Origin of the sequence: Pseudomonas sp. M5, from assembly GCF_016907075.1 — a bacterium.
In the GTDB taxonomy this organism is placed as follows: domain Bacteria; phylum Pseudomonadota; class Gammaproteobacteria; order Pseudomonadales; family Pseudomonadaceae; genus Aquipseudomonas; species Aquipseudomonas putida_E.
In genome coordinates this window covers 1,052,133-1,074,230 of record NZ_JAFBBH010000001.1, presented here as the reverse complement: position 1 = coordinate 1,074,230, position 22,098 = coordinate 1,052,133, and the positions used below count along the sequence as shown (strand labels likewise).

Annotated in this window: 22 protein-coding genes and 1 pseudogene; 12 read left to right on the top strand and 11 right to left on the bottom strand. The window is 62.7% G+C overall.

Annotation, left to right across the window (positions count from 1 at the left end):
- Nucleotides 1-11 precede the first annotated feature (11 nt).
- From JOE27_RS05020 to JOE27_RS05005, 4 genes are all read right to left on the bottom strand, one after another.
- On the bottom strand, nucleotides 12-2,213 hold the full coding sequence (locus JOE27_RS05020; RefSeq protein ID WP_204918109.1) for a xanthine dehydrogenase family protein molybdopterin-binding subunit: 2,202 nt from the start codon (nucleotides 2,211-2,213) through the stop codon (nucleotides 12-14).
- Nucleotides 2,210-3,211 (bottom strand): xanthine dehydrogenase family protein subunit M, encoded by a 1,002-nt coding sequence (locus tag JOE27_RS05015; protein ID WP_204918107.1) that lies wholly within the window; start codon nucleotides 3,209-3,211, stop codon nucleotides 2,210-2,212. Before JOE27_RS05015 ends, JOE27_RS05020 begins: the two co-directional genes overlap by 4 nt.
- On the bottom strand, nucleotides 3,208-3,735 hold the full coding sequence (locus JOE27_RS05010) for a (2Fe-2S)-binding protein (RefSeq protein WP_125923670.1): 528 nt from the start codon (nucleotides 3,733-3,735) through the stop codon (nucleotides 3,208-3,210). Before JOE27_RS05010 ends, JOE27_RS05015 begins: the two co-directional genes overlap by 4 nt.
- Before the next feature lie 164 nt (nucleotides 3,736-3,899).
- Nucleotides 3,900-4,688, bottom strand: a complete 789-nt coding sequence (locus JOE27_RS05005) for a formate/nitrite transporter family protein (protein ID WP_046786045.1) — start codon at nucleotides 4,686-4,688, stop codon at nucleotides 3,900-3,902.
- A gap of 460 nt (nucleotides 4,689-5,148) precedes the next feature.
- On the opposite strand from JOE27_RS05005, the pseudogene JOE27_RS05000 reads away from it, so the two are divergent.
- The 3 genes and pseudogenes from JOE27_RS05000 to JOE27_RS04990 all read left to right on the top strand — a co-directional run.
- Nucleotides 5,149-5,469, top strand: a pseudogene (locus JOE27_RS05000) (hypothetical protein); the annotation flags it as partial.
- 91 nt (nucleotides 5,470-5,560) lie between these two features.
- A complete protein-coding gene (locus JOE27_RS04995; RefSeq protein WP_204918105.1) occupies nucleotides 5,561-6,406 on the top strand; it encodes a DUF692 domain-containing protein in 846 nt (281 codons plus the stop codon).
- The gene (locus tag JOE27_RS04990) at nucleotides 6,399-7,154 is read left to right on the top strand and encodes a putative DNA-binding domain-containing protein (RefSeq protein ID WP_204918102.1); all 756 of its coding nucleotides are present in this window, start codon (nucleotides 6,399-6,401) and stop codon (nucleotides 7,152-7,154) included. The genes JOE27_RS04995 and JOE27_RS04990 overlap by 8 nt, the downstream gene beginning before the upstream one ends.
- Before the next feature lie 12 nt (nucleotides 7,155-7,166).
- On the opposite strand, the gene JOE27_RS04985 is transcribed toward JOE27_RS04990, so the two are convergent.
- Nucleotides 7,167-7,475 (bottom strand): hypothetical protein, encoded by a 309-nt coding sequence (locus JOE27_RS04985; protein ID WP_348632612.1) that lies wholly within the window; start codon nucleotides 7,473-7,475, stop codon nucleotides 7,167-7,169.
- Nucleotides 7,476-7,799: 324 nt separating this feature from the next.
- On the opposite strand from JOE27_RS04985, the gene JOE27_RS04980 reads away from it, so the two are divergent.
- Nucleotides 7,800-8,279 (top strand): isochorismatase family protein, encoded by a 480-nt coding sequence (locus tag JOE27_RS04980; RefSeq protein WP_046786049.1) that lies wholly within the window; start codon nucleotides 7,800-7,802, stop codon nucleotides 8,277-8,279.
- Here the strand turns inward: JOE27_RS04980 and JOE27_RS04975 are convergent.
- Both JOE27_RS04975 and bamA read right to left on the bottom strand, forming a co-directional pair.
- On the bottom strand, nucleotides 8,252-8,599 hold the full coding sequence (locus JOE27_RS04975) for a hypothetical protein (RefSeq protein ID WP_046786050.1): 348 nt from the start codon (nucleotides 8,597-8,599) through the stop codon (nucleotides 8,252-8,254). The genes JOE27_RS04980 and JOE27_RS04975 overlap by 28 nt on opposite strands.
- A 157-nt stretch (nucleotides 8,600-8,756) precedes the next feature.
- Nucleotides 8,757-11,120 carry an outer membrane protein assembly factor BamA gene (gene bamA, locus JOE27_RS04970; protein ID WP_196914403.1) on the bottom strand — a complete coding sequence of 788 codons (2,364 nt, stop codon included), beginning with the start codon at nucleotides 11,118-11,120 and terminating at the stop codon, nucleotides 8,757-8,759.
- Between the two features lie 213 nt (nucleotides 11,121-11,333).
- Between bamA and JOE27_RS04965 the strand changes: the two genes are divergently transcribed.
- Nucleotides 11,334-12,026 (top strand): response regulator transcription factor, encoded by a 693-nt coding sequence (locus tag JOE27_RS04965; protein WP_119687116.1) that lies wholly within the window; start codon nucleotides 11,334-11,336, stop codon nucleotides 12,024-12,026.
- A complete protein-coding gene (locus tag JOE27_RS04960) occupies nucleotides 12,023-13,282 on the top strand; it encodes an ATP-binding protein (protein WP_125924894.1) in 1,260 nt (419 codons plus the stop codon). The genes JOE27_RS04965 and JOE27_RS04960 overlap by 4 nt, the downstream gene beginning before the upstream one ends.
- Before the next feature lie 34 nt (nucleotides 13,283-13,316).
- On the opposite strand, the gene JOE27_RS04955 is transcribed toward JOE27_RS04960, so the two are convergent.
- Nucleotides 13,317-14,018: a DUF3053 domain-containing protein gene (locus JOE27_RS04955; RefSeq protein WP_119687114.1), complete on the bottom strand. Its 702-nt coding sequence runs from the start codon at nucleotides 14,016-14,018 to the stop codon at nucleotides 13,317-13,319.
- Between the two features lie 127 nt (nucleotides 14,019-14,145).
- Nucleotides 14,146-15,099, bottom strand: coding sequence for a LysR family transcriptional regulator (locus JOE27_RS04950; protein ID WP_204918097.1), 954 nt, complete (start codon nucleotides 15,097-15,099; stop codon nucleotides 14,146-14,148).
- A gap of 147 nt (nucleotides 15,100-15,246) precedes the next feature.
- Between JOE27_RS04950 and JOE27_RS04945 the strand changes: the two genes are divergently transcribed.
- From JOE27_RS04945 to JOE27_RS04930, 4 genes are read left to right on the top strand one after another with little or no spacing between them, the layout of a single operon-like run.
- Entirely contained in the window at nucleotides 15,247-16,074 is an 828-nt protein-coding gene (locus JOE27_RS04945) for an amidohydrolase family protein (RefSeq protein ID WP_204918095.1), read from the top strand.
- 42 nt (nucleotides 16,075-16,116) lie between these two features.
- Nucleotides 16,117-17,466 (top strand): MFS transporter, encoded by a 1,350-nt coding sequence (locus JOE27_RS04940; protein ID WP_204918093.1) that lies wholly within the window; start codon nucleotides 16,117-16,119, stop codon nucleotides 17,464-17,466.
- Nucleotides 17,463-18,203: an SDR family NAD(P)-dependent oxidoreductase gene (locus JOE27_RS04935; RefSeq protein WP_115274659.1), complete on the top strand. Its 741-nt coding sequence runs from the start codon at nucleotides 17,463-17,465 to the stop codon at nucleotides 18,201-18,203. Before JOE27_RS04940 ends, JOE27_RS04935 begins: the two co-directional genes overlap by 4 nt.
- Complete coding sequence (locus JOE27_RS04930) at nucleotides 18,200-19,027, top strand: sugar phosphate isomerase/epimerase (RefSeq protein WP_115274660.1); 828 nt, start codon at nucleotides 18,200-18,202, stop codon at nucleotides 19,025-19,027. The genes JOE27_RS04935 and JOE27_RS04930 overlap by 4 nt, the downstream gene beginning before the upstream one ends.
- Here the strand turns inward: JOE27_RS04930 and JOE27_RS04925 are convergent.
- Complete coding sequence (locus JOE27_RS04925) at nucleotides 19,017-19,490, bottom strand: YMGG-like glycine zipper-containing protein (protein ID WP_204918090.1); 474 nt, start codon at nucleotides 19,488-19,490, stop codon at nucleotides 19,017-19,019. The two genes, JOE27_RS04930 and JOE27_RS04925, sit on opposite strands and share 11 nt — an antisense overlap.
- 287 nt (nucleotides 19,491-19,777) lie before the next feature.
- Here JOE27_RS04925 and JOE27_RS04920 point away from each other — a divergent pair, with 287 nt between their 5' ends.
- Both JOE27_RS04920 and JOE27_RS04915 read left to right on the top strand, forming a co-directional pair.
- Nucleotides 19,778-20,098 (top strand): hypothetical protein, encoded by a 321-nt coding sequence (locus JOE27_RS04920; protein ID WP_046786060.1) that lies wholly within the window; start codon nucleotides 19,778-19,780, stop codon nucleotides 20,096-20,098.
- Between the two features lie 135 nt (nucleotides 20,099-20,233).
- The gene (locus tag JOE27_RS04915) at nucleotides 20,234-21,049 is read left to right on the top strand and encodes a transporter substrate-binding domain-containing protein (protein ID WP_119687109.1); all 816 of its coding nucleotides are present in this window, start codon (nucleotides 20,234-20,236) and stop codon (nucleotides 21,047-21,049) included.
- A gap of 33 nt (nucleotides 21,050-21,082) precedes the next feature.
- Here JOE27_RS04915 and JOE27_RS04910 read toward each other — a convergent pair whose 3' ends face one another.
- Nucleotides 21,083-22,096, bottom strand: coding sequence for an XdhC family protein (locus JOE27_RS04910; RefSeq protein ID WP_119687108.1), 1,014 nt, complete (start codon nucleotides 22,094-22,096; stop codon nucleotides 21,083-21,085).
- Nucleotides 22,097-22,098: the final 2 nt, after the last annotated feature.

Here is a 22,098-nt window from a genome sequence, read left to right as displayed (position 1 = left end):
CCCGCCCGCTGCTAGAGCACTTTGTCCAGCGTTATCGGAAACGCTCTCACGCGTTTGCCGGTAGCATGGTAAACGGCATTGGCAACCGCCGCCGCGACCCCAACGACGCCGATCTCGCCTACCCCCTTGGAGCCTAGGTCATTGACGATATCGTCGTGCTCTTCCACGAACATCACCTCGATGTCAGCGATATCGGCATGCACCGGGATGTGATACTCGGCCAGGTTGTGGTTGAGGATGCGACCGAGTTCATGATCGGTTTGCGTCTCTTCCTGCAACGCCATGCCCAACCCCCAGACCACGCCTCCGAGGATCTGGCTACGGGCGGTTTTCGGGTTGACCACACGCCCGGCGGCCACCGCGCTGACCACCCGCATGACCTTGATCGTACCCAGGTCTTCGTCAACGTGTACCTCTACGAAGACGGCCGAATGGGTAGCGGTGGAGAACGGCTGGCGTCCGGCACCGGGCTCGGCGTCGATCTGCACCTGCAGCTCGCCGTCCTTGGCCGTTGCGGCGATGCTGGCGATGGCAATACGGTGTTTCCCCGCTTGCAGGTAGCCTTGCGCGAACGCCACATTCTCTGCCGGCGTCGCCGCTATTTCGGGGAAATTCTGGCGCGCGAGTTCCAGCACCTTGGTGCGCAGGATCTGACAGGCCTGCTGCACTGCCGAACCCACCGAAGACACCGTAAACGAGCCGCCCTGCAACGGCGCTGTCGGTAGTGAGGAGTCGCCCAACAGGAAGGTCACATCCTCGGGCAAGACCCCCGCAGCGTCCGCAGCGATCTGAGTCATCACGGTATAAGTACCGGTACCTATGTCAGTGGTGGCGCTACTGACGGTCAAATGCCCGTGGCTGTCGAAGCAGGCCTTGGCGCTGGCCTTCATCTGCAGCGCTTCCCAGACCCCGCCGGCCACGCCCCAGCCGATCAATTGGTTGCCCTCTCGCATGCTGCGCGGCTTTGGGGTGCGTTTGCCCCAGCCGAAGCGCGCGGCGCCCTGGTCATAACAGGCCAACAGCTCTTTGCTGGAATAGGGTTTGCCGTCGTTGCCATTGTGGCTGGCAAAATTGCGTCGACGCAATTGGAGCGGGTCGAGGTTCGCAGCGCATGCCAACTCATCCATCGCGCACTCCAGTGCGAGCACGCCGGACGCAGCACCCGGCGCACGCATGTCCAGCGGGGTATAGACGTCGAGCGGCGCAAGGCGATAACCGAGCGCAACGTTGTCGCAGTGGTAGAGCATGCCGCTCCACTCCACCAGGTGTTCGGTGAAGTCTTCGAAGCGCGATGTCTGGCCGAGCGCGTCGTGGGCAATTGCCAGCAGCTTGCCATCCGCCGCCGCACCCAGGCGCAGCCGCTGCTGCGTACGGGGGCGGTAGCCGAAAGTGAACATCTGCTGGCGTGTAAGGGTAAGGCGCACCGAACGTTTCAGGTGCAGGGCTGCCATGACTGCCAATGGCAACTGGTATTGCGGCCGCAGCCCGGAGCCAAAGGCACCGCCGACAAAAGCGGCGAGCACCCTGATGTTCTGTTTGGGCAGGCCGAACACCTTGTGCAGGTAGTCCTGACAGTTCTGGGTACCCTGGGTCTTGTCATGAATTTCCAGTGAGTCCCCAGCTTTGTAGAAAACGGTCGACGCGTGGGGCTCCATCGGGTTGTGATGCTCGATGGGCGTGTCGTAGGTGGCATCTACACGTACTGCGGCTTGTGCGTAGTGCCCTGGGAAATCACCGCGAGGCTCTGGCGTTTCAGCGGGTGCCGGGTGCGTCTGCTCGAGCACCGCGTACAGGTCGGTCTGGTGCGGCTCTTCGCTGTAGTCGATGCGCACCAGGGCGCCGGCATGGCGGGCCAGTTCAAGGCTCTCGGCGACCACCAGTGCCAACGGTTGCCCGCTATACAGCACACGGTCGTTGAATAGCGGCCGGAACGGGGAGCCTTCGGCTGAGTCGGCATCGCTGTAGTCGTCGTCATAGCTGGAAATGCGTGGGCGATTGGCGTGGTGCAGCACCGCGACCACGCCGGGTAACTGCAGTGCCTGGCTAGCGTCGATCGAGCGCACCCGGCCGCAGGCGATGGTGCTCGATACCACACTGGCGTGAAGCAGCCCGGCCTCGGGGTACTCACCGGCGTACCGCGCCTTGCCAGTCACCTTGGCAACGCCATCCACGCGGTCCAGGGGTTTGCCCACCACATTGGTCGTCTGGGTCATGGCGTCGTCCTCTGAATGCTGGCGTCGCCTGCGGCTTCACTGAGCGCACGGACGATCGCACGTTTGGCGAGTTCCACTTTGAAAGCGTTGTGGCTCAGCGGTTTTGCCATCTGCAGCCATGCTTGGGCCGCGCGCGCGAAGAGGGCGTGGGAAGCCCTTTGACCTTGCAAGGTCTTCTCCACAGCTGTGTCTCGCCAAGGCTTGTGCGCTACGCCTCCCAGAGCCACCCGGGCTTCCTGGATGACGTCGCCATCGAACTTCAACGCGGCAGCGACCGATACCAGTGCAAACGCGTACGAGGCACGGTCGCGAATCTTCAGGTAGTGAGAGTGCTGCGCAAACTCAGCAGGTGGCAGTTCTATCGCGGTAATCAGCTCATCGGCTGACAGCTGGTTGTCACGCTCCGGCGTGTTGCCTGGCAGGCGATGGAAGTCGGTAAAGGGGATCAGCCGTGAGCCGGCGCGGCCTTGCACGTGCACAACGGCATCGAGTGCTGCCAGCGCCACACACATGTCCGAGGGGTGCGTGGCAACGCAGGTATCGCTGGCGCCGAGAATGGCGTGGATGCGGTTGAGACCCGAGCGGGCAGGGCAACCGCTTCCTGGCTCACGTTTGTTGCAGGGGGTGCCGGTGTCATAGAAGTAATAGCAGCGCGTACGCTGCAACAGGTTGCCCCCGGTACTTGCCATGTTGCGCAGCTGCGGTGATGCGCCCGCAAGGATGGCTTGGGACAGCAACGGGTAGTGCTGTTCGATCACCGCATTCCAGGCAAGGTCGGCGTTGCTGACCAATGCGCCAATCAAAACGCCGCCGTTGGCGGTGGGCTCGATGCCGTGCAGGTCCAGGGCGGTTATGTCGATCAAGCGCTGCGGGTTAACCACGTTCTCCTTCATCAGATCGACCAGGTTGGTGCCGCCGGCAATAAAGCGGGTGGATTCGTCCGCCATGTTTACCGCTTCACTGACCGATGCAGGCCTGCAGTAGCTGAAAGGGGTCATGGGTTCGGCCCTCCCTGAGGCTTGGCGGTCGCCTGCACCAGCGGCAATGCCTCTTCGACCGCAGCAAGGATATTGCTGTAGGCGCCGCAGCGGCACAGATTGCCGCTCATGTGTTCGCGAATGGCTTCACGGGTAACGGCGCGGCCTTCATGGGCCAGGCCGACTGCCGAACAGATCTGGCCGGGCGTGCAATAGCCGCACTGGAAAGCATCATGGGCGATGAAGGCACGCTGCATGGGGTGCAGTTGCTCGCCTTGGGCCAGTCCCTCGACCGTGACCAGATCGGCGCCGTCGCACATCACGGCAAGGGTCAGGCAGGCATTGATCCGCTTGCCGTCGCGCAGCACCGTGCAGGCGCCGCATTGGCCATGGTCACAACCTTTTTTGCTGCCGATCAGATCGAGTTGCTCACGCAGCAGATCGAGCAGGGTCGTCCAGGGCTGGACGTGTAGCGACGTGCGTTCGCCGTTGAGTGTCAGGCTGATGGGATGCCCATCGACACCCTGTTGGGGGTTGGTGTTCATGGGAAAACCTCACGGTCAGGAATGCATTCGCGCAATCAAGTGCGTCTATTTCCTGCGACTGGAGGCTTTCGGCAAACGTTCAGGTTTTATTCGGGGCTTGCGGCAGTGTGCAGTCTCGGCCACTGCTTGACCGCAGGCTGCGCCACCCATGGCAAACGGCGGGCTTAACGCGTGGCGGCTTGTTCTTCTACCGAGGTGCCGAAGGAGACGTAGTACGCCAACCCGACGAAGATCGCCCCACCCACGGCGTTGCCCAGGAAGACTGCTGCAAGGTTGTGCACCAGCTGGCCCCAGCTCAGGTAACCGGCGAAGATCGCAGCCGGGATCAGGAACATGTTGGCCACCACGTGCTGGAAGCCGATGGCGACGAAAGCCATGATCGGGAACCAGATGCCGAGAATCTTGCCGCTCATCTCACGGCTGGCATACGCCAGCCACACTGCCAGGCACACCAGCCAGTTGCAGCCGATGCCCGAAACGAAGGCGTGGAGGAAGTCGGCGCTGGTCTTGCTGGTTGCCGCTGCCAGCGTCTTGTTCAGGTAGGCACCTTCAGTGAGCCCCAGCAAGTGGCCAAAGCAGTACGCCACGAACAGCGCGCCCAGCAGGTTTGCCACGGTCACCAGCAGCCAGTTGCGCGCGACGTCCACCAGGCGGATGCGCCGGGCGAACATCGCCAGGGGCAGGCTCATCATGTTGCCGGTGAGCAATTCGCCGCCGGCCAGGATGACCAGGATCAGCCCGATCGGAAATACCGCGGCGCCCAGCAAGTTGCCCAACGAGGCCCAGGGGGCAGGAATCATGGTACTGACATGGATGTGCAGCAGAAACCCCATTGAAATGAATGCGCCCGCCAGAAAACCCAGGATGAGCGTGGCGCGGGCGGGCAGGTGGGCTTTGCGGGTGCCGGCTTCGATGACCAGCTCGGTGATGCGGGAGGGCGTATTGACGGACATTTCAGTAACTCGAACACAAGGACGACGGTCACGCCGTGAGGCATGCAGCGGGTCGGGATTAACAGAGAGCGCGCAGGGCAGTTAGCGAGGTATTCAGAAGAAGGGCAAAACAGACAAGCTCGATCGACTTCGTAGAGCGGCGCACGTTATCTGAGGCAATTTGACGCAGTCAAATCGATAGGCTGGATGGTTTGATAGAGGCACTCGATGATGGGTGTTGTGAGGCCTGACGCGGCCTGTCGGTTTCGCTTTGGCAGACACGCCTGTGTATCACTCTGTATCAAGGCGCTTTGCCAAGCCACTTGCTTACAAATGCCTCGTTCTGCCGATACGTCACGGATACATGCCTCAGGCCAAATGAGCCAACCCGAATGAACAGCCCGACGGCCTGTAGTTCTGGCGCAATCGCCCTTGAGGCATGACCGCGCGGCTCGGCCGCGCACCTATCCGGAGAAGCACCATGTCCCGTATCCAGTTCCCCAACAAGACCCGCCTTGGCCTGCTCAGCATCGCACTGGTGGGCGGCATCAACCTGACCGCATCGGCCTTTGCTGTCGAAGCACTGCCGCAGGGTTACCAGCTCGCTGCTGCCGAAAAGGCCGGGGAGGGCAAATGTGGCGAGGGCAAGTGCGGCGCCGACAGCGCCCATGCCAAGGCCACCCAGACCGAAGGTAAATGCGGCGAGGGCAAATGTGGCGCCAGCGATGCCAAGGCCAAGGCTACCCAGGCCGAAGGCAAGTGTGGTGAGGGCAAGTGTGGCGATGCCTCGCGCGCCCCATCTGTAGCTGACTGAGCCAGGCCAGAACTGACCACCAGCGCTATCCTCCCTGCGCTGATAGGCCCGGGAGGGTGGTCGCTTCAAGGAGCACGCCATGAGCACATCCCTTCCCTTGCAAGGCGCCGGCCTTGGTCTGCGCCGGGCGCTGCTGCCTGAGTTGCTGACCATGGCCCCCGGTGCCGTGGACTTTCTCGAATGCGCCCCTGACAACTGGATCGGTGTAGGCGGCAGTTATGGCAAAGGCTTGGAGCGCCTGGCTGAGCGTTTCCCGCTGGCTTGTCATGGTTTGTCCCTGTCGTTGGGCGGGCCTGAGCCTCTGGATCGCGCTTTTCTACGGCAGATCCGCGATTTTCTCGACCGTTATCGCGTGCCACTGTTCAGCGAGCACCTGAGCTACTGTAGCGATGACGGTCATCTCTACGACCTGATGCCCATGCCCTTCACCGACGAAGCCGTGCGCCATACCGCTGAGCGCATCCATCAGGTGCAGGACGCGCTCGGGCGCCGCATCGCGGTGGAAAACATCTCCTATTACGCTGCACCGTACCAGGCGATGAGCGAAATCGAGTTCCTGAGCGCCGTGCTCGAAGAAGCCGGCTGCGACCTGTTGCTTGACATCAACAACCTGATCGTCAATGCCTGCAACCACCGCTATGACGCTGCCGATTTCCTCGCCCGCGTGCCGGCCGAGCGGGTGGTGTGCCTGCACGTGGCCGGGCACTACGATGAAGCACCGGATCTGAAGATCGATACCCACGGTGCGAGCGTGAAGGAGGAGGTGTGGCGCTTGCTGGCCCGTGCCTATGAGCATTTGGGTGCTGTACCGACCCTGCTGGAGCGCGATTTCAACCTGCCGCCGCTGGCCGAACTGTTGCTTGAGGTGGATTACATTCGCGACCTGCAAACCGCTGCAAGCGCGCCGCAGGTGCGCCATGGCTGATACCTTGCGCGAGCAGCAGATGCGGATGGCCCGGTTCATCCGTGACCCGCAGTCCAACCCGCCGCCACCGGGCATCGAGGCGCGGCGCCTGGCGGTGTATCGGCGGCTGTTCTTCGGCAATGTGCAGTCGCTGCTGGCCGGCAGCTTTCCGGTGCTGCAGGCTAGCCTGGGACCTGAGCGGTGGCTGGCGCTGATTGAAAGCTTCTACGCCAACCATCGCTGCCAGACGCCGCTGTTCACCGAAGTGGCTGGCGAGCTGGTCGAATACCTGCAAAACCGTGCCGACCAGCCGGGCTGGGTGGCCGAACTGGCCCATTATGAATGGATCGAGACGGTGCTGATGCTCAGTGATGGCACAGAGCTGGCGCATGACCCGAACGGTGACCTGCTTCAGGGCGTACCGTTATTGTCCTGCCTTGCTGCGCCACTTGCCTACGCGTGGCCGGTCAGCCATATCGGCCCTGGGCGTATTCCACCGCAGGTGCCGACAACGCCGACCCTTCTGTTGGCCTGCCGCGGCGCAGACCACAAGGTGCATTTCTCGCGCCTTGCGCCGCTGGCCCATGCGTTGCTGGTGTCTTTGCAGGAAAGGCAAGTGAGCGGGCGTGAACACCTGGCGGGGTTGGCAGCACGTGCCGGCATCGAACCGGGCACCATTGAAACCTTGGGACTTGAACTGTTGATAAATCTCAAATCTCAAGGCGTGGTGCTCGGGACCAGGCTGCACGAAAGACCCGTGAGGCTTTGATTCCAACCAGAATCAGCGGCGATAGTAGTGGTGATCGGCTTCGTAGCGGTGGTGCATGGCCCGCTCATGGCGGCGCTGCCAGTCGCGGCGGCGTTCCGCTTCACGGCGCGCCTGCTCACGGCGCCATTGGTCGCGCCGCCATTGGTCACGACGCCAGTCGTCTCTACGGTCGTGCCAGTGGCCGTCGCGCCGGTAACGGTCATCATGGGCAAGCAGCGTAGCGGGTTGCGCGGCTGCTACGCTCGCCAGGCTCGGCCAAGGGCTGTTGGCGCCCTCGATGTGGGCCTGAGAAGAGGTGGCCTTGGTTGCGAGCAGCGGCATTGACGCCTTCGCCGGTGTTGCAGATGCCGAGCCCATTGCCGCGAACGCGAACAGGCCCAGGAGCACTATCCGTGGGACATGGATTTTCATGAGCGAAGACAACCTCTGATAGACATTGGGACGTTGGGCCATGACGTCGCGGGCAAACCCTGAGGGAGCCGGCAATCTTCATCTGCCTGTTCACATAGACCTTCAAACCGAAAAAAGTTCTAGAAAACCGCAACTTGACTCATCAGTGGTGCAACGCGGGGTGCTGGTTCAAGGGCGTCATCGGCCACCAGCAACGGTATACTCCGTACCTTTGCCAGCGCCCCGGAGACAGCCATGCGGCAGGTTTTACTCATCGTCGATGTACAGTCCACCTTCAGCCCGCCCGAGTGGCTGGTCGATGGTGTGCGCGCGTTGTCTGCGACGATCCCGACCATTGCCTCGCTCCAGTTGCATGATGAACAGGTCACGCCGTTCGAGCGGCAGCTTGGCTGGCACCCTGCAGCAGAAGACGAGTGCCTGGTCGAGGCTGACAAGGTCTTTGTCAAACAGGGTTACAGGCAGACTGCCGAGACCATCGAGTACATCAGGGGGCTGGGCGCGGAGCGGGTGTTGGTCTGCGGGTTGCAGACCGAGACGTGCGTGCTTGCCGCCGGCTTTGCCCTGTTCGACGAAGGGCTCATGCCGACGTTGATTACCGACCTGACGGTGGGGTCTTCCCTGGATCGTTCAGGGAAAATGGGCATCGAGCTGTGGAAGCATCACTTCGGTAATGTCATCACCCGGGCTCAGGTGCTGGCCGAAGGTTGCGTCTGACACGGTCCTGACCGGTCGCTGATCCACACGAGCGGGCGCGATGGCTCAGCGCTGGCCATGCGCTTGAGTGTTTCTGAATCGAGCAAGGTGCTTACCTGGCCGACCATGGCAAGCAGGCGATCGGCGAAATCTGCGCTGATGATGCCGCTGTCTTCCAGGGATATTCCATGACCTTCGTGCTGGATCGCCAGATGGTAGTGGCTCACGCCCTGGTCGTTTTCGCTGCTGGCCAGCGTCACGATGCAGCTTGGGCCGAGCAACCTGGCCAGGCGTTGCTGCACCTGCTCCAGCAGCGGGGTGGGTAGTTGTTCTTGCAGCATGAAGGGGTACCTGCCAGGCGAGTTCTAGGGGGAGTCAGCTTAGGCAAACGGACTGTCAACTTGGGTTAAGCCGGGGTAAAAGCGGGTAAGACCCGCTTCCCGTGAAGCGGCCTGCTCGCGACCGCTGCCGGCACGACACAACCCGCTCCTGGATAAGTCAGAAGGTCTGCCCCAGCGAGAACTGGAATATCTGCGTCTCGGCGTTCTCCGGCTTCTTTACCGGTGTGGCAAGGCTGAACGTCAGCGGCCCCATGGGGCTGTACCAAGTCACGCCGACGCCCAGCGACACCGCCAGCTGGTCAAGGCCCACACTGCCGCAACCCTGCGTGGTGGACAGGTAGCACGTGTCGGAAAACACGTTGCCCGCGTCCACGAACACCGAGCTGCGCAGCTGGCGCTGGTCTTTGATGAAGGGCATCGGGAAGATGTACTCGGCGCCGCCGGTCACCAGGATGTTGCCGCCCAGTGCATCGGTATCGCGGTCGGAGTAATAGGCTTGACCGGCACTTGCATAGGTACCGGTCGCCGGCGTATTGCGCGGGCCCAGCGAGCCATCCTTGAAGCCGCGTACCGAACCCTGGCCACCGGCTGTGTAGTTCTCATAGAAGGGCAGGCCCTCGGTGGAGCCGTAGCCATCCCCGTAGCCCAGGCTGGTATGCAGGCGCAATGTGGTGCGTTCGCTCAGCGGCAGGTAGGTCTGGCCGCTGTAGTCGAGCTTGTAGAAGGACAGGTCGCTGCCTGGCGTGGTGGCCATCAGCGTCAGGCTCTGTGAGTGGCCACGGGTCGCCAGCACCCCCTTGTTCAAGGTCGACTCGGACCAGCCGATCGAAGCCTTGAGGTTGTTGAAACTTTCGCCCTCGCGCTGGATGAAGTCATAGATCTCGTCGGCGCTATAGGTGCCGGGGGAGATGTCATCGTGTTGCAGGGTCAGGCCGTAGGTCAGGCGCGACGTTTCGCTGATCGGGTAGCCCAGGCTCACGCCCGCGCCATAGCTGTTGATGGCGTAGTAGGAAACGCCGTCATCGTAGTAATCGCTGTAGTCGGTGCTGCTGTAGAACAGGTTGTAGCCCAGGCTCACGCCATCTTCGGTGAAGTACGGGTTGGTGAAGCCGAAGTTGTACTTGGTCTGGTATTGCGAACGGGTCAGGCCGATGGACACCTTGTTACCGGTACCGAGGAAGTTGGTCTGGCTGATCGAGCCGCCCAGGATCAGGCCGGCGCTCTGGGCGAAGCCCACGCTGGCGGTGATCGAGCCGGATGCCTGCTCTTCGACGCTGTAGTTGACGTCGACCTGGTCGTCGGTGCCCGGCACTGGCGGGGTCTCGACGTTGACTTCCTTGAAGAAGCCCAGGCGCTCCAGGCGGGTCTTGGACTGGTCGATCAGGTAGGTCGAAGCCCAGCCGCCTTCCATCTGGCGCATTTCGCGGCGCAGCACTTCGTCTTCGGTCTTGGTGTTGCCGCGGTAGTTGATGCGGTTGACGTAGGCACGCTTGCCCGGGTCGACCACGAACATGATGTCGACCGTGTGGTCTTCGTCATTGGGCTGTGGCACGCCGTTGACGTTGGCGAAGGTATAGCCTTCGTTACCAAGGCGGCGGGTGATCAGCTCGGACGTGGTGGTCATCACCTTGCGCGAGAACACCTGGCCCGGCTGCACCAGCAGCAGCGACTTGACCTGGTCTTCCGGCACCTTCAGGTCGCCCGACAGCTTCACGTCACGAACGGTGTACTTCTCGCCTTCGTTGACGTTGACGGTGATGTAGACGTGCTTCTTGTCCGGGGTGATCGACACCTGGGTGGAAGCGATGTCCATGTTGATGTAGCCGCGGTCCAAGTAGTAGGAACGCAGGCGCTCCAGGTCACCGGAAAGTTTTTCGCGGGCGTACTTGTCGTCGTTCTTGAAGAACGACAGCCAGTTGGTGGTCTTGAGCTCGAACAGCTGCGCCAGTTCTTCATCGTCGAACACGGTGTTGCCGACGACGTTGATGTGCTGGATGGCAGCGACGGTGCCTTCGTTGATCTTGATCTTCAGGGCAACCCGGTTGCGCGGCTGCGGCACCACCTCGGCGTCGACCTCGGCCGAGTAGCGGCCCTGGGCCACGTACTGGCGCTGCAGTTCGTTACGCACGCCTTCGAGGGTGGCACGCTGGAAGATCTCGCCTTCGGCCAGGCCCGACTGTTTCAGGCCCTTCATCAGGTCTTCGGTGCTGATCGCCTTGTTGCCTTCGATCTCGATGCTCGACACCGACGGGCGCTCGACCACGTTGATGATCAGGACATCGCCGTCGCGGTTCAGCTGGATATCCTGGAAGAAGCCGGTCTTGAACAGCGAACGGGTGGACTCCACCAGGCGCCGGTCATCGGCCTGATCGCCCACGTTCAGGGGCAAGGCACCGAAAACGCTGCCGGCGGATACCCGCTGCAGGCCGTTGACCCTGATGTCGGCGATCCTGAACGGCGCCGCCTGGGCCACGCAGGCTTGTAGCAGCAGGATGGAGAGCAACAGACGCGGGTAGTTCATCGGGGGTTCCAGGCGGGCGTAAGGGTGGCTGAGCAGGCTCGGCGAAGGCGCGCGGCGGCTGCCAGGCAAGCGGGCGATGAGGATAAGGGCGGGCTGTGTTTGGCGCGGTTAACCCAGGGTAAAGATGTGTAAAGTTCGCCCAGCTTGCGGTGACAGCCTGGCGCGGCAGGGCGATCATGAGCGCTTTGTAACCCCTGCCTAAGCGTACCCACCATGATTCCTGTGCTGTTGGTCGATGACGACCGCGAACTCACCGAAATGCTTGCCCTTTACCTGGCCCGCGAAGGTTTCCAGGCGACCGCCGTGGCTAGCGGCGAAGAGGGCGAGACCAAAGCCTTGAGTGGGGCTTTTCGCATCGTGGTGCTGGATGTGATGCTGCCGGGCATCTCAGGGATCGAAGTGTTGCGGCGCATTCGTGCGCGTAGCCAGGTTCCGGTGCTGTTGCTCACCGCCCGTGGTGACAACATCGACCGCATTGCCGGCCTGGAGCTGGGTGCCGATGACTACGTGCCCAAGCCCAGCTCCCCGGGCGAACTGGTGGCGCGCTTGCGCGCGATCCTGCGCCGGGTGCAACCGCACGCATTGGCTGAAAGCCAGGCTGGCGAAGCCATCGGCAGTGGGGCGCTGACGTTGTGGCCAGGGCGCCGCAAGGCCCAGTGGGCCGCTGCTCCTTTGGAACTGACCGGGACTGAATTCAGCCTGCTCGAAGCGTTGGCTCGCCAGGCGGGCCAACTGGTGAGCAAGCAAGACCTGTCGCTCAATGCCCTGGGCCGCCCGCTGACCCGTTACGATCGACGCATCGATGTGCACATCAGCAGCATCCGTCAGAAGCTCGGCCCACGCGCCGACGGCAGCAGCTGGATCCAGAGCGTACGGGGCATGGGCTACATGCTGATCGTCGAATGATGCGTCGGCGCCTGTTCTGGAAGCTGTTTCTGGCCTTCTGGCTGGCCAATAGCCTGACGTTCCTGGTGGGCGCGGGGGCCTTCATGCTCGACGACCTGCGTGGCGACACCCCGGCGCTGCGTTCGCTGCTGGTTACCGAGCTGAACATGTTGCACCGCTACGGCGAGCAGGCCGGCCGCCAGCTGTTGCAGGTTTCGCCCCAGCCAGAAGGTGTGCAGGTGGGGCTGTATGACGGCACCGGCCACTTGCTGGCCGGCAGGGCTGTGGCCATGCCTCGTTTCGAACGGGCGCTGCTCGACCAGGGCGGCCAGGCCCTGGTGCTGCGCGCTTCGGTGGCAACCTCCCTTGACGAGGCGCCGCGCCCCCGCGGCATGGGCCCGCTCCTCACCGGTACGTTGATGAGCGCGTTGTTTGCCTTGCTGTGTAGCCTGTACCTGACCAGGCCCTTGACCTGGCTGCGCGAGGCCATGGGGCAGGTCGCCCAGGGCCGGTTCGAAGTGCGCGTCAAGCCACGCCTGGGCAAGCGCCGCGACGAGATCGTCGACCTTGCCGAGGACTGCGACCGCATGGCCAGCCAGCTCAAGGCGCTGGTCGAGGCCCAGCAGCAACTGCTGCATGATATTTCTCACGAGCTGCGCTCGCCTTTGACCCGTATGCACGCGGCCATCGGCCTGATACGCCAGCAGCCGGACCGCGGTGAAATGCTTGAACGCATCGAGCGCGAATCACGGCGCATGGATGACCTGATCGAGCAACTGCTGACCCTGGCGCGTGCCCAGTCACAGCCGTGCGATGGCAATTGCGAAGCGCTGGATGTGGTCGAGTTGCTGGCGCAAATAGTCGAAGATGCCCGTTTCGAGGCCGGCATGAAGCAATGCCAGGTTTCGCTGAGCGCGGATGACGCATTTTTTACCCGCGGGCATGAGGAGCTGCTGTATCGCGCCTTTGAGAACGTGGTGCGCAATGCCGTGCGTTACACCGCTGCGGGTACCGAAGTACGGGTGCTGGCGCTGCTGGCCGACGACGGTGAACAGCTGGAAGTGACCATCATCGACCAAGGGCCAGGTGTGGACCCGGCGCGCCTGCAGAGCATTTTCGAGCCGTTCGACCGGGGTATGGACAGCGGCAGCGATGGCTTTGGCCTGGGCTTGGCCATCGCCCGTCGGGCAATCGCGCTGCATCAGGGCACGATCACCGCCCAGGCGGGAGAGGGAGGGGGATTGCGGGTGAACATCCAATTGCCGCAGCGGGTATGAGCAAACCCTCACCCGCCGCCTCAATCGCAGCCGACTAGCGCCCGAGCATCACCGTCTTCAGCCTTGCCTGCGCCTGCTGCACGGTCTTGGCCTGGTTGTTCAGGTCCGCCAGCAAGGCATTCAACTCAGCCTGAACGGTCGGGTCGGACACCTTCACGATGGCCCCGTTGATTTCTATCTTTTCCTTGTGCGCATCCACGTAGTCGGCCACCTTCAGGCTGCTGTCCAGGGTGCCGTTGATTTGCGGCAGCACGTCCAGGAAGGTGTCGGCCGGGACGCTGACGGTGCGCTCAAAGGCCTTGTCGTAAACCACCTTGAGGTCTTGCGGCTGCTTGAGCTGGGCATGGGCGGTGTCCGCCTTGGCCTTTTGCTCCTGCAACTGCTTGCCCATGTCGTTCAGGCCGGTCTGCACCGCTTTTATGTCGTCACGGCGGGCAGTGACATCATTGAGCGAGCGAACCGCGCCTTTTTGCAGCAGGTTACCCAGAGGCTGCACGGCGGCATCCATCGCGCCGTTGAACTGGGTGATGACTGCATAGTGATCGCTGTAGGGGCCAAAAGCCTTGGTTTCGTCTGCGCTCAGCTTGGGCACATGCACCCCTGGCTTGTCGACGATACGGGTCTGCAGGAATTCGCTGAAGGCGGCACGTTGCTTGGGTTCGCTGTCGCCGCAGGCGGCGAGTACCAGGGGCAGGGCGAGGGCGAGCAGCCAGCGGGGCTGGAATGAGACGTTCATGTCGGTGAATCTCCTGAGTGCATGGGTAGGCCTGCGCACCGTCACGCGCTGCGCGGCGGTGCAAGGTTAGCGTTTTCCAGCCTGCGGATCCAATCTGGCAGTGAAGGTAAACCCAGACCCGCTGGCTTCATATGCTGGGCAACTCGAACCCGGGGATCTGCCGCCCCAGCTTGAGCGCCTGGCCATGCAGCACGCGCATCAGGTGCAGCGCCGCCTGCGACGGCGGTTCAAAGCGCGAATGGACGAAGCTGATATCGAAGTGAATTTCGTCAGCCAAGCGCACTACGGCCAGGCCGCTGTCCTGTGCCACGAACTCATCGATCAAGGTGATACCCATGCCTTGCTTGACCAGTGCCACGGCTTCGTTGGCATTGGTGAACGACAACAGCGAGTCCAGGTGAAGGCCGCGGCGCGCTATCTCCTCGGCCAGCAGCTTGCCGAACGGCATATCCGGACGGAACAGTAACAGCGGGTGGCCTTCCAGCTGCTGCAGGGTCAGTGAGGGCTGCTGTGCCAGGGGGTAATCGACGGGCATTGCAACGACCATGCGCCCACGCATGAAGGCCTGGGAATGCAAATGATCGTGCACCACCGGCAGGGCGGCGATCGACAGGTCGACCTTTTTTGACAGGATCTGGTTGGGCATCTCGCCCATCAGCGAGGTCTGCCATTCGATCTGCAGTGCGGGCGCCTCACGCTTGAGCTGGGCCAGGGCGATCGGGATCACCACCGTCGACAACGAGGCGCTGCAGGAAATCCGCAGCTTGCGGTGGGTGCCGGTGGCCAGCCCCACTGCGCACTCATTGACCTGCAACGCCGCCTGATACACCCGTTCGACCTCACGGAACAGGATCTGCGCCTCGGCGGTGGGTACCAGGCGGTTGTTGATGCGCTCGAACAGGCGGTAGGCCAGCCGCCCCTCGATGTAGCCGATGAGCTTGCTCACCGCCGGCTGCGAGACGTAGAGCATCTTCGCGGCGGCGCTGATCGAGCCGGTCAGCATCACCGCCCTGAACACCTCCATGTGCCGCAGTTTGAACACCAGTGCACTGGCGTCGCGGCCTTCTTTGCCGGGAAGCATGAGTATTACCTTAGGTTATGGTATTCGCCATCTGTGTATGAGCGCTATCGCTACGCCCGCAGTATCGTGAACCCAGGAAAATCGCCCCTGGTGGCGAACAATAACAAGATCTGCAGGCAAGCGCAGTGGCGCTTGAAGGAACCGCCTTTGAACATCTTTGATGAACCGAAGATCGATTGCCATAACCATTTGTTTGACCCTGCACGCTTCGCTTACCACCCCGATGCGCCGTACACACCGTCCGGTCAGGAGGTCGCGCCGCTGGAGCAGTTCAACCAGGTGATGGATGCCTATGGCGTGCGTCATGCCTTGTTGGTGGGGCCCAACAGTGGCTACCACACTGACAACCGCTGCCTGCTGCATGCCTTGGCCAGCGGTCAGGGGCGTTTCAAGGGCATAGCGGTCGTCGATCGTCACATCAGCCTCGAGCAACTGGCCGCGCTGCGTGAGCAGGGCGTGGTCGGTGTGGCCTTCAACCCGGCGATGTATGGCGTGGCGAGCCTGCATGACGTCGGGCCGTTGTTCGGCAAGCTTGCCGAACTTGGCCTGTTCGCCCAGATCCAGGTGTGCGAAGACCAGCTCGTCGAATTGCTCGGCCTGATCGAGCGCAGTGCGGTGCGGGTATTGATAGACCATTGCGGGCGCCCGGATGCGGCGGCCGGTACCCAACAGGCCGGCTTCCAGGCACTGCTCAGGCTGGCCCGGCATGGGCGGGCCAGCGTGAAGCTCTCGGGTATGCAGAAATTCGCCGCTGTTGCTGCCCTGCATGAGCAGAGCAGCGCCTACGTGCACGAGTTGATCAACGCTTTTGGCCCGCAAGCCTGTGTATGGGGTTCGGACTGGCCGTTCATCCGCCAGCAAACCCGGGTGGACTACGGCCCCTTGCTGAAGTTGGCCGAGCGCCTGATGCCAGACCCGCACCTGCGGCGAACCATCATGTGGGATACCCCCAGGCGCCTGTTCGGGTTTGCCTGACGCCTGCGCATTCGCCATTCCAATAACAAGAGAGCAATTGTCATGAATGCTGATCAGCCTAGCGGCGCCGGGGTGTTCGACACGCCTGCGCGCCAGCAGCAACGTACCCGTACCCGTTTCATGATTCTGGCGCTGATCTCTGGCGGCACCATGATCAACTACCTGGACCGCAGCGTCATGGGCATCGCCGCGCCAAGCATCAGCGCCGATCTGGGGCTGAATGCGGCGATGATGGGGGTGATTTTCTCGGCGTTCTCATGGACCTACGCTGCTGCGCAGATCCCCGGCGGCATACTGATCGACCGGCTGGGCACCAAGCTCACCTATTGGCTGGCGCTGACGTTGTGGTCGCTGTTCACCGGCCTGCAGGGCCTGGCCCAGGGCTTTTTGTCCTTGCTGGGCATGCGCTTTCTGGTCGGTGTGACAGAAGCGCCGTGCTTCCCCACCAACAGCCGCGTGGTGGCGACCTGGTTCCCGCAAAGCGAGCGGGCCAGGGCGACGGGTATCTACACCTTTGCCGAGTACACCGGCCTCGCGTTCCTGACACCGTTGCTGTTTTGGGTCTTGCACGCCTATGGCTGGCGCTTTCTGCTGATGGCGGTCGGTCTGATGGGCGTGCTCTATGGGCTGGTCTGGTGGCGCAAATACCATGAGCCACACCAGTCGACCACCGCCAACCAGGCAGAGCTGGACCATATCGCTGCCGGCGGTGGCGTGGTCGATGGTGGCCAGAAAGCCACGGTCTTCCAGTGGTCACAGATCCCGGCGCTGCTCAAGCACCGCAACATGCTCGGTATCTGCCTGGGGCAGTTCGCCTGCAACTCGACCAACGTGTTCTTCCTCACCTGGTTCCCGACCTACCTGGTCACCGAGCGGCATATGCCGTGGCTCAAGGTCGGCTGGGTGGCGGTGCTGCCGTTCATCGCCGCTTCGTTGGGCACGCTGGTCGGCGGCTGGCTCTCCGATGCCTTGCTGCGCCGCGGCTACTCGCTGAATGTGGCGCGCAAGCTACCGGTGATCGCCGGCCTGCTGACCGCGTCGGTCATTGTCCTGGCCAACTATGTCGAGTCGGACGTGCTGGTCATCGCCATCCTCTGTATTGCCTATTTCGCCCAGGGTATGTCGGCCCTGGCCTGGATGATCGTTTCCGACATCGCGCCCAAAGGCTTGCTGGGCCTCAGTGGCGGGCTGTTCAACCTGTTCGCCAACGCCGCCGGCATCGTTACCCCGTTGACCATCGGCCTGATCGTGACGGCCACCGGGTCATTCGTCTGGGCCCTGGTGTTCGTGTCCTCGATCACCGCGCTGGGCGCGCTGTGTTACCTGTTCATGGTGCGCGACCTGCGTCGCCTGCCGGATATTCCCTGTGTTGAAAAAGGAGCTGAACAATGAGCCAACCCCTGCAAGGACAAACTGCAATCGTTACTGGCGGCATGCGTGGCATCGGCCTGGCCATCGCCCAACGGCTGCACACCGCCGGTGCCCAGGTGGTGATCTGGGACCTCGCGGTGGATGGCTGGGACAGCGTCGACAACGGTTTCGAGCCAGTGCTGCGCCAGGTTGTGGATGTCGCTTCGCTGGCCTCGGTCGAGGCGGCATTCGCTGACGTACTGGCGCGTGTGGGGCAGGTCGACATCCTGGTCAACAACGCTGGCATCAATGGGCCGGTGGTACCGTCCTGGGAATACCCGCCAGAAGCCTGGGACAAGGTCATCGCCATCGACCTGAACGGCGTCTTCTACTGCTGTCGAACGGCCATCCCGCATATGCGCGAGCGCGGCTATGGGCGGATCGTCAACGTGGCGTCGATGGCGGGCAAGGATGGCGTGCAGTACATAAGCGGCTACTCGGCTGCCAAGGCCGGGGTCATCGCCTTCACCAAGGCCGCAGCCAAGGAACTGGCGCAGGATGGCGTGTCGCTCAACTGCATCGCCCCGGCGATGGTCGAAACCCCGTTGATGGCCGAGATGACTGCGGAGCATATCGCGGCCAGCAAAGCCAAGATCCCGATGGGGCGTTTCCTCAAGGCTGAGGAGATTGCCAACATGGTGGCCTGGATCGCCGGGCCGGAATGCAGCTTTACCACAGGCTTCGTATTCGACCTCAGTGGCGGGAGGGCGACTTATTGAAGCCGCTAGGGGTTGCCCACCTGACAGCGCTGGACCTTGCGCCTGAAGCGCTGGTGCGTGAAGCCGGCCGGGCCGGTTTCAGCACTGTTGGGTTGCGGCTGCACCCGGTGATGCCGGGTGCGCAAGCGTATCCGCTTGCGGTTGGTGGCCAGGCGCTACGGGAACTGAAGGCTGTGATGGCAGGTGAGGGTGTAGGCGTTGCCGACATAGAGTTCGTCTCGCTGACGCCGCAGGTGCAGGTTGGCGATTGTGCGATGTTGCTGGCGGCAGGCGCTGAACTGGGTGCCACCAGCCTCACGGTATCCGGGGATGATGAAGACGGTGTGCGGCTTGCGCACAACTTTGCGGCGCTGTGTGAAATGGCCAAGGAGTATGGTTTGCGTGTAGACCTGGAGTTCATGCGCTGGAGACCGGTGGCGACCTTGCAGCAGGCGCTGGCTGTGTTGAACATGGCTGGGCAGGACAACAGCGCGGTACTGGTGGATGCGCTGCATCTGTTCCGTTCGGGCGGGGATGTAGCGGCACTTGCCGAAGTCGACCCGCGCTACCTGCGAGCGGTGCAACTGTGCGATGCGCCGCTCACTGCGCCGGCTGAGGCATTGATTATCCAGGAGGCGCGTGAAGGGCGGTTATTGCCGGGGCAGGGGCAGTTGCCACTGGCAGCGTTGATGGGGGCGTTGCCGACGGATGTGCAGGTGAGTGTGGAAACGCCGTCGGTAACGCTTCGCGGTGAAAACCGGTTGAAACACGTGCGTGAAGCGACGCACGGTTGGTTAGGCAATGTTCGTCTGCCAACCAACCGGCAGCCCCAGATCAAGGATTGACCTGATATCCCCGCCCTTGCAGGCAACCGCTGTAGGCGCTGGCTTGCGCCGAACTTTGTGCCTGATCCTCGGTGCGCCGGTCCTCGCGGCGATCCTGGCGTTGCCGGGAACCACCGACGACCGCTCCGGCAGCGGCCACTTCCCCAGCACGGTTCTGCCGATACTCTTCTTTGGCGTCGTCGCCGGCCCGGTCAGACAACGCTTCATGCTGGTTGCTGCGTACCTGGGCGCCAGCGGCACCGGCTGCAGCACCCACAGCCGCGCCTTTGACCCGGCCACCGACATTGGAGCTGGAGGTGGTTGCGGCGTTGTTCGCGGCGTTGGCTGCCACGGTATTGCATTCGTTGATATCCAGCTGCATCTGCTGGCTGCTCTGACCTTTTAATGGGGTTACCGACTGGGCCTGCAGTGCCGGGGCTACGCAAAGCAGCACCAGCAGGAAACTCCCTGTGAACGGACGCATGACACACCTCCACTGAATGGGAATTGCATCTGACAGCATAGCTGCCGGTTGCGGCCCTCGACCAAGTCGACGACGAGCCGAGTATCACCCTGGCGGTGAAAGGGGCCTGGTAGTCGCCCCTGGTGGCTACAGCCAACCGGACGGCGCACACCGCTAGGGCGATGGGCCCCACCTATGGTATACAACCCTCATTACCACACCACCATCACCTGGCGCCTGGAAGCGTTCTGGGTTGGTCGGTGACTTTCCTGCAACTGCTCCTTTTATAGAGAAACGGAGATTCGAAGATGACCGCCACCGACCGTCTGAGCCTGCTTCAGTATGAGCACCTGGGCCTGGACGATGTTGCCGCCGCTGAATTCAAGGTCGCTCTGGGTGAACTGCGCAAGTTGGCACTGGGTGACCGTTACGAACACCACGCCGCGCTGCATCTGGGCGATATCGCCGAAGCGGAAAACCGTCAGCAACTGGATCAGACCAAAAACTGGGGCATAGGCTTCCTGCAGGGGCTGAGCTGCGCGCAAACGCTCACCGAAGAGCAAGTCAAGGCACTGCGCGGCGTGTTCCAGGCGGCCGCCAAGCGGTCTTTGGCGCGCATGCCCGGATAAATTTCTGGCAGCCAGCGGATTCTCGTCCAGACTCTGTAGAGCATGCGGGCAGCTGTACAGCAGACGTGCACAGGATGTGGCAGCCTTTCGCGACCACGGCTGGCCGCCTAAGGCCGCATGCACCGAGGGTTGTAGATGGTCGAGCGGTGGTCCGGCCGGTCTTTGCTGCTTTCGTTTTCCCTGATTCTGTTGCCTCAGGCCTGGGCAGCGGAGGATGTGTGTCGGCAACTGACGGCCACCGGCAATCCGGAATATCCCCCTTACTTGTGGCGCGACCCGAACGACCCCCAGCGGCTGATCGGTGCCAACGCCGACCTGCTTGACTACCTGGGCCAGGCGCTCGGTGTGAAAATGCAGGTGGTCTACGGCGGGCCATGGTCGCGGGCTCAGGAACAGGTGCGCAAAGGCCGTATCGACTTGATGGCCGGTTACTTCCTGACCCAGGCGCGTCAGCAGGAGGCGGACTTCATCAGCCCGCCGTTCTTGCATACGCCAAGTGTTGTCTGGGTGCGCCAGGACGCTGCCTTTGCCTACCGTGGCTGGTCAGACCTGAAGGGGCGCAAGGGCGGCACCCTGGTCAGCAACAGCCACGGCCAAGAGTTCGACGATTACGCCAGGGCCAACCTCACGCTCGAAGCGGTTCCCGGTGCCAGGCAGGCGTTCGAGAAGCTGCTGCACAAGCGCAACGACTACCTGATCTATGAGCAGTATCCCGGCATGGCGCTGGCGCGCACGCTGGGTATGGACAAGCAATTGAAGGTGCTCGATCCGCCGGTGTCCAGTGAAGGTCTGTACCTGGCGCTGTCCCATGCATCGCCGTGCAACCAGCCCAGGCTGCGTGAGCAACTGGCGCAAAAAATGAAGGAAATCGTCTCTGGCCCGCTGCCTGGGCAGCTGCTGGCGAAGAACCTGGAGCGTTGGAAGCAGGAGCAAGCGGGCGGGCAGCATTGAGGCACAGTGTGCTGGCATTGGCGCACGTTCACCTCATGCACTGGCTTCCCGAGCCCGCTTGGCCTTGGTCACATCGACCGCGCTGGGCAAGGCAACGCCGTTCTTGATGGCAAGAACCTGCGCCATCACGCTGACCGCGATCTCTGCAGGGGTCTTGCTGCCGATATAGATACCGATGGGGCCATGCAGGCGTTCGAGTGAGGCTTGCGTCTCACCGAAGTGCACGATCAGCCGTTCGCGGCGCAGCTGGCTGTTACGCCGGGAACCGATCGCACCGATGTAGAAGGCTGTGCTGTGCAAGGCTTCGAGCAAGGCCAGGTCGTCCAGCTTGGGGTCATGGCTCAGGCCAATGATGCAACTGCGCAGGTCGGGGGCGAAGGCCCTGACCACATCGTCCGGCATGCCGACTATCTTCTCCACGCCCGCGACATTCCAGCCATCCATGTATTCGCGGCGAGGGTCGCAGACGGCCACCTTGAAGCCGTTGAACAGCGCCATGGTCGCCAGGTACTCGGCCAGTACCCCGGCACCGATCAGCAGCATGCGGTAGCCGGGGCCCAGGGTATTGACCATGCGTTGGCCATCGAAGCTGAACTGCTCGGGTGCGTGCGTGGCGGCCAGGCTTACGCCACCGGTGCCGAGGTCCAGCTCGCGACGGACCAGGTTGCCAGCGTCCAGCTGCGGCAGAAGCTGCTCAAGGCTGGGCAATGAAGGGCTGAACTCGAGTATCAGCTCCAGGGTCCCGCCGCAGGGCAGGCCAAAGCGATGAGCCTCGTCGGCACTGACGCCATAACGCACCACGCGCGGCGGCCCTTCCGGCATGCCTTCGCCGTTGTAGGCAGTGGTATAGCGGTGCACCAGGTCATCCTCGATGCAGCCACCGGAGACGCTGCCAATGACCCTGCCATCGCCACGCAGGGCCATCATTGAGCCCACCGGCCTGGGCGACGAACCCCAGGTGCGGGCTACGGTCGCCAGCAGCACCCGCTCGCCGGCCTGGAGCCAGTCACGGGTGGTGCGCAGGACCAACAGGTCGATGCTTTCCATTG

Excerpts from the sequence above, each read along its gene's own strand:
- JOE27_RS04915 (WP_119687109.1), top strand. The coding sequence starts at position 20,234 with ATGGTCGAGCGGTGGTCCGGCCGGTCTTTGCTGCTTTCGTTTTCCCTG.
- JOE27_RS04965 (WP_119687116.1), top strand. The coding sequence starts at position 11,334 with ATGATTCCTGTGCTGTTGGTCGATGACGACCGCGAACTCACCGAAATG.
- bamA (WP_196914403.1), bottom strand. The coding sequence starts at position 11,120 with ATGAACTACCCGCGTCTGTTGCTCTCCATCCTGCTGCTACAAGCCTGC.
- JOE27_RS04925 (WP_204918090.1), bottom strand. The coding sequence starts at position 19,490 with ATGCGTCCGTTCACAGGGAGTTTCCTGCTGGTGCTGCTTTGCGTAGCC.
- JOE27_RS04920 (WP_046786060.1), top strand. The coding sequence starts at position 19,778 with ATGACCGCCACCGACCGTCTGAGCCTGCTTCAGTATGAGCACCTGGGC.
- JOE27_RS04995 (WP_204918105.1), top strand. The coding sequence starts at position 5,561 with ATGAGCACATCCCTTCCCTTGCAAGGCGCCGGCCTTGGTCTGCGCCGG.
- JOE27_RS04935 (WP_115274659.1), top strand. The coding sequence starts at position 17,463 with ATGAGCCAACCCCTGCAAGGACAAACTGCAATCGTTACTGGCGGCATG.
- JOE27_RS05015 (WP_204918107.1), bottom strand. The coding sequence starts at position 3,211 with ATGACCCCTTTCAGCTACTGCAGGCCTGCATCGGTCAGTGAAGCGGTA.
- JOE27_RS04955 (WP_119687114.1), bottom strand. The coding sequence starts at position 14,018 with ATGAACGTCTCATTCCAGCCCCGCTGGCTGCTCGCCCTCGCCCTGCCC.
- JOE27_RS05010 (WP_125923670.1), bottom strand. The coding sequence starts at position 3,735 with ATGAACACCAACCCCCAACAGGGTGTCGATGGGCATCCCATCAGCCTG.
- JOE27_RS04960 (WP_125924894.1), top strand. The coding sequence starts at position 12,023 with ATGATGCGTCGGCGCCTGTTCTGGAAGCTGTTTCTGGCCTTCTGGCTG.
- JOE27_RS04985 (WP_348632612.1), bottom strand. The coding sequence starts at position 7,475 with ATGCCGCTGCTCGCAACCAAGGCCACCTCTTCTCAGGCCCACATCGAG.
- JOE27_RS04980 (WP_046786049.1), top strand. The coding sequence starts at position 7,800 with ATGCGGCAGGTTTTACTCATCGTCGATGTACAGTCCACCTTCAGCCCG.
- JOE27_RS05005 (WP_046786045.1), bottom strand. The coding sequence starts at position 4,688 with ATGTCCGTCAATACGCCCTCCCGCATCACCGAGCTGGTCATCGAAGCC.
- JOE27_RS04990 (WP_204918102.1), top strand. The coding sequence starts at position 6,399 with ATGGCTGATACCTTGCGCGAGCAGCAGATGCGGATGGCCCGGTTCATC.
- JOE27_RS05020 (WP_204918109.1), bottom strand. The coding sequence starts at position 2,213 with ATGACCCAGACGACCAATGTGGTGGGCAAACCCCTGGACCGCGTGGAT.
- JOE27_RS04940 (WP_204918093.1), top strand. The coding sequence starts at position 16,117 with ATGAATGCTGATCAGCCTAGCGGCGCCGGGGTGTTCGACACGCCTGCG.
- JOE27_RS04950 (WP_204918097.1), bottom strand. The coding sequence starts at position 15,099 with ATGCTTCCCGGCAAAGAAGGCCGCGACGCCAGTGCACTGGTGTTCAAA.
- JOE27_RS04910 (WP_119687108.1), bottom strand. The coding sequence starts at position 22,096 with ATGGAAAGCATCGACCTGTTGGTCCTGCGCACCACCCGTGACTGGCTC.
- JOE27_RS04975 (WP_046786050.1), bottom strand. The coding sequence starts at position 8,599 with ATGCTGCAAGAACAACTACCCACCCCGCTGCTGGAGCAGGTGCAGCAA.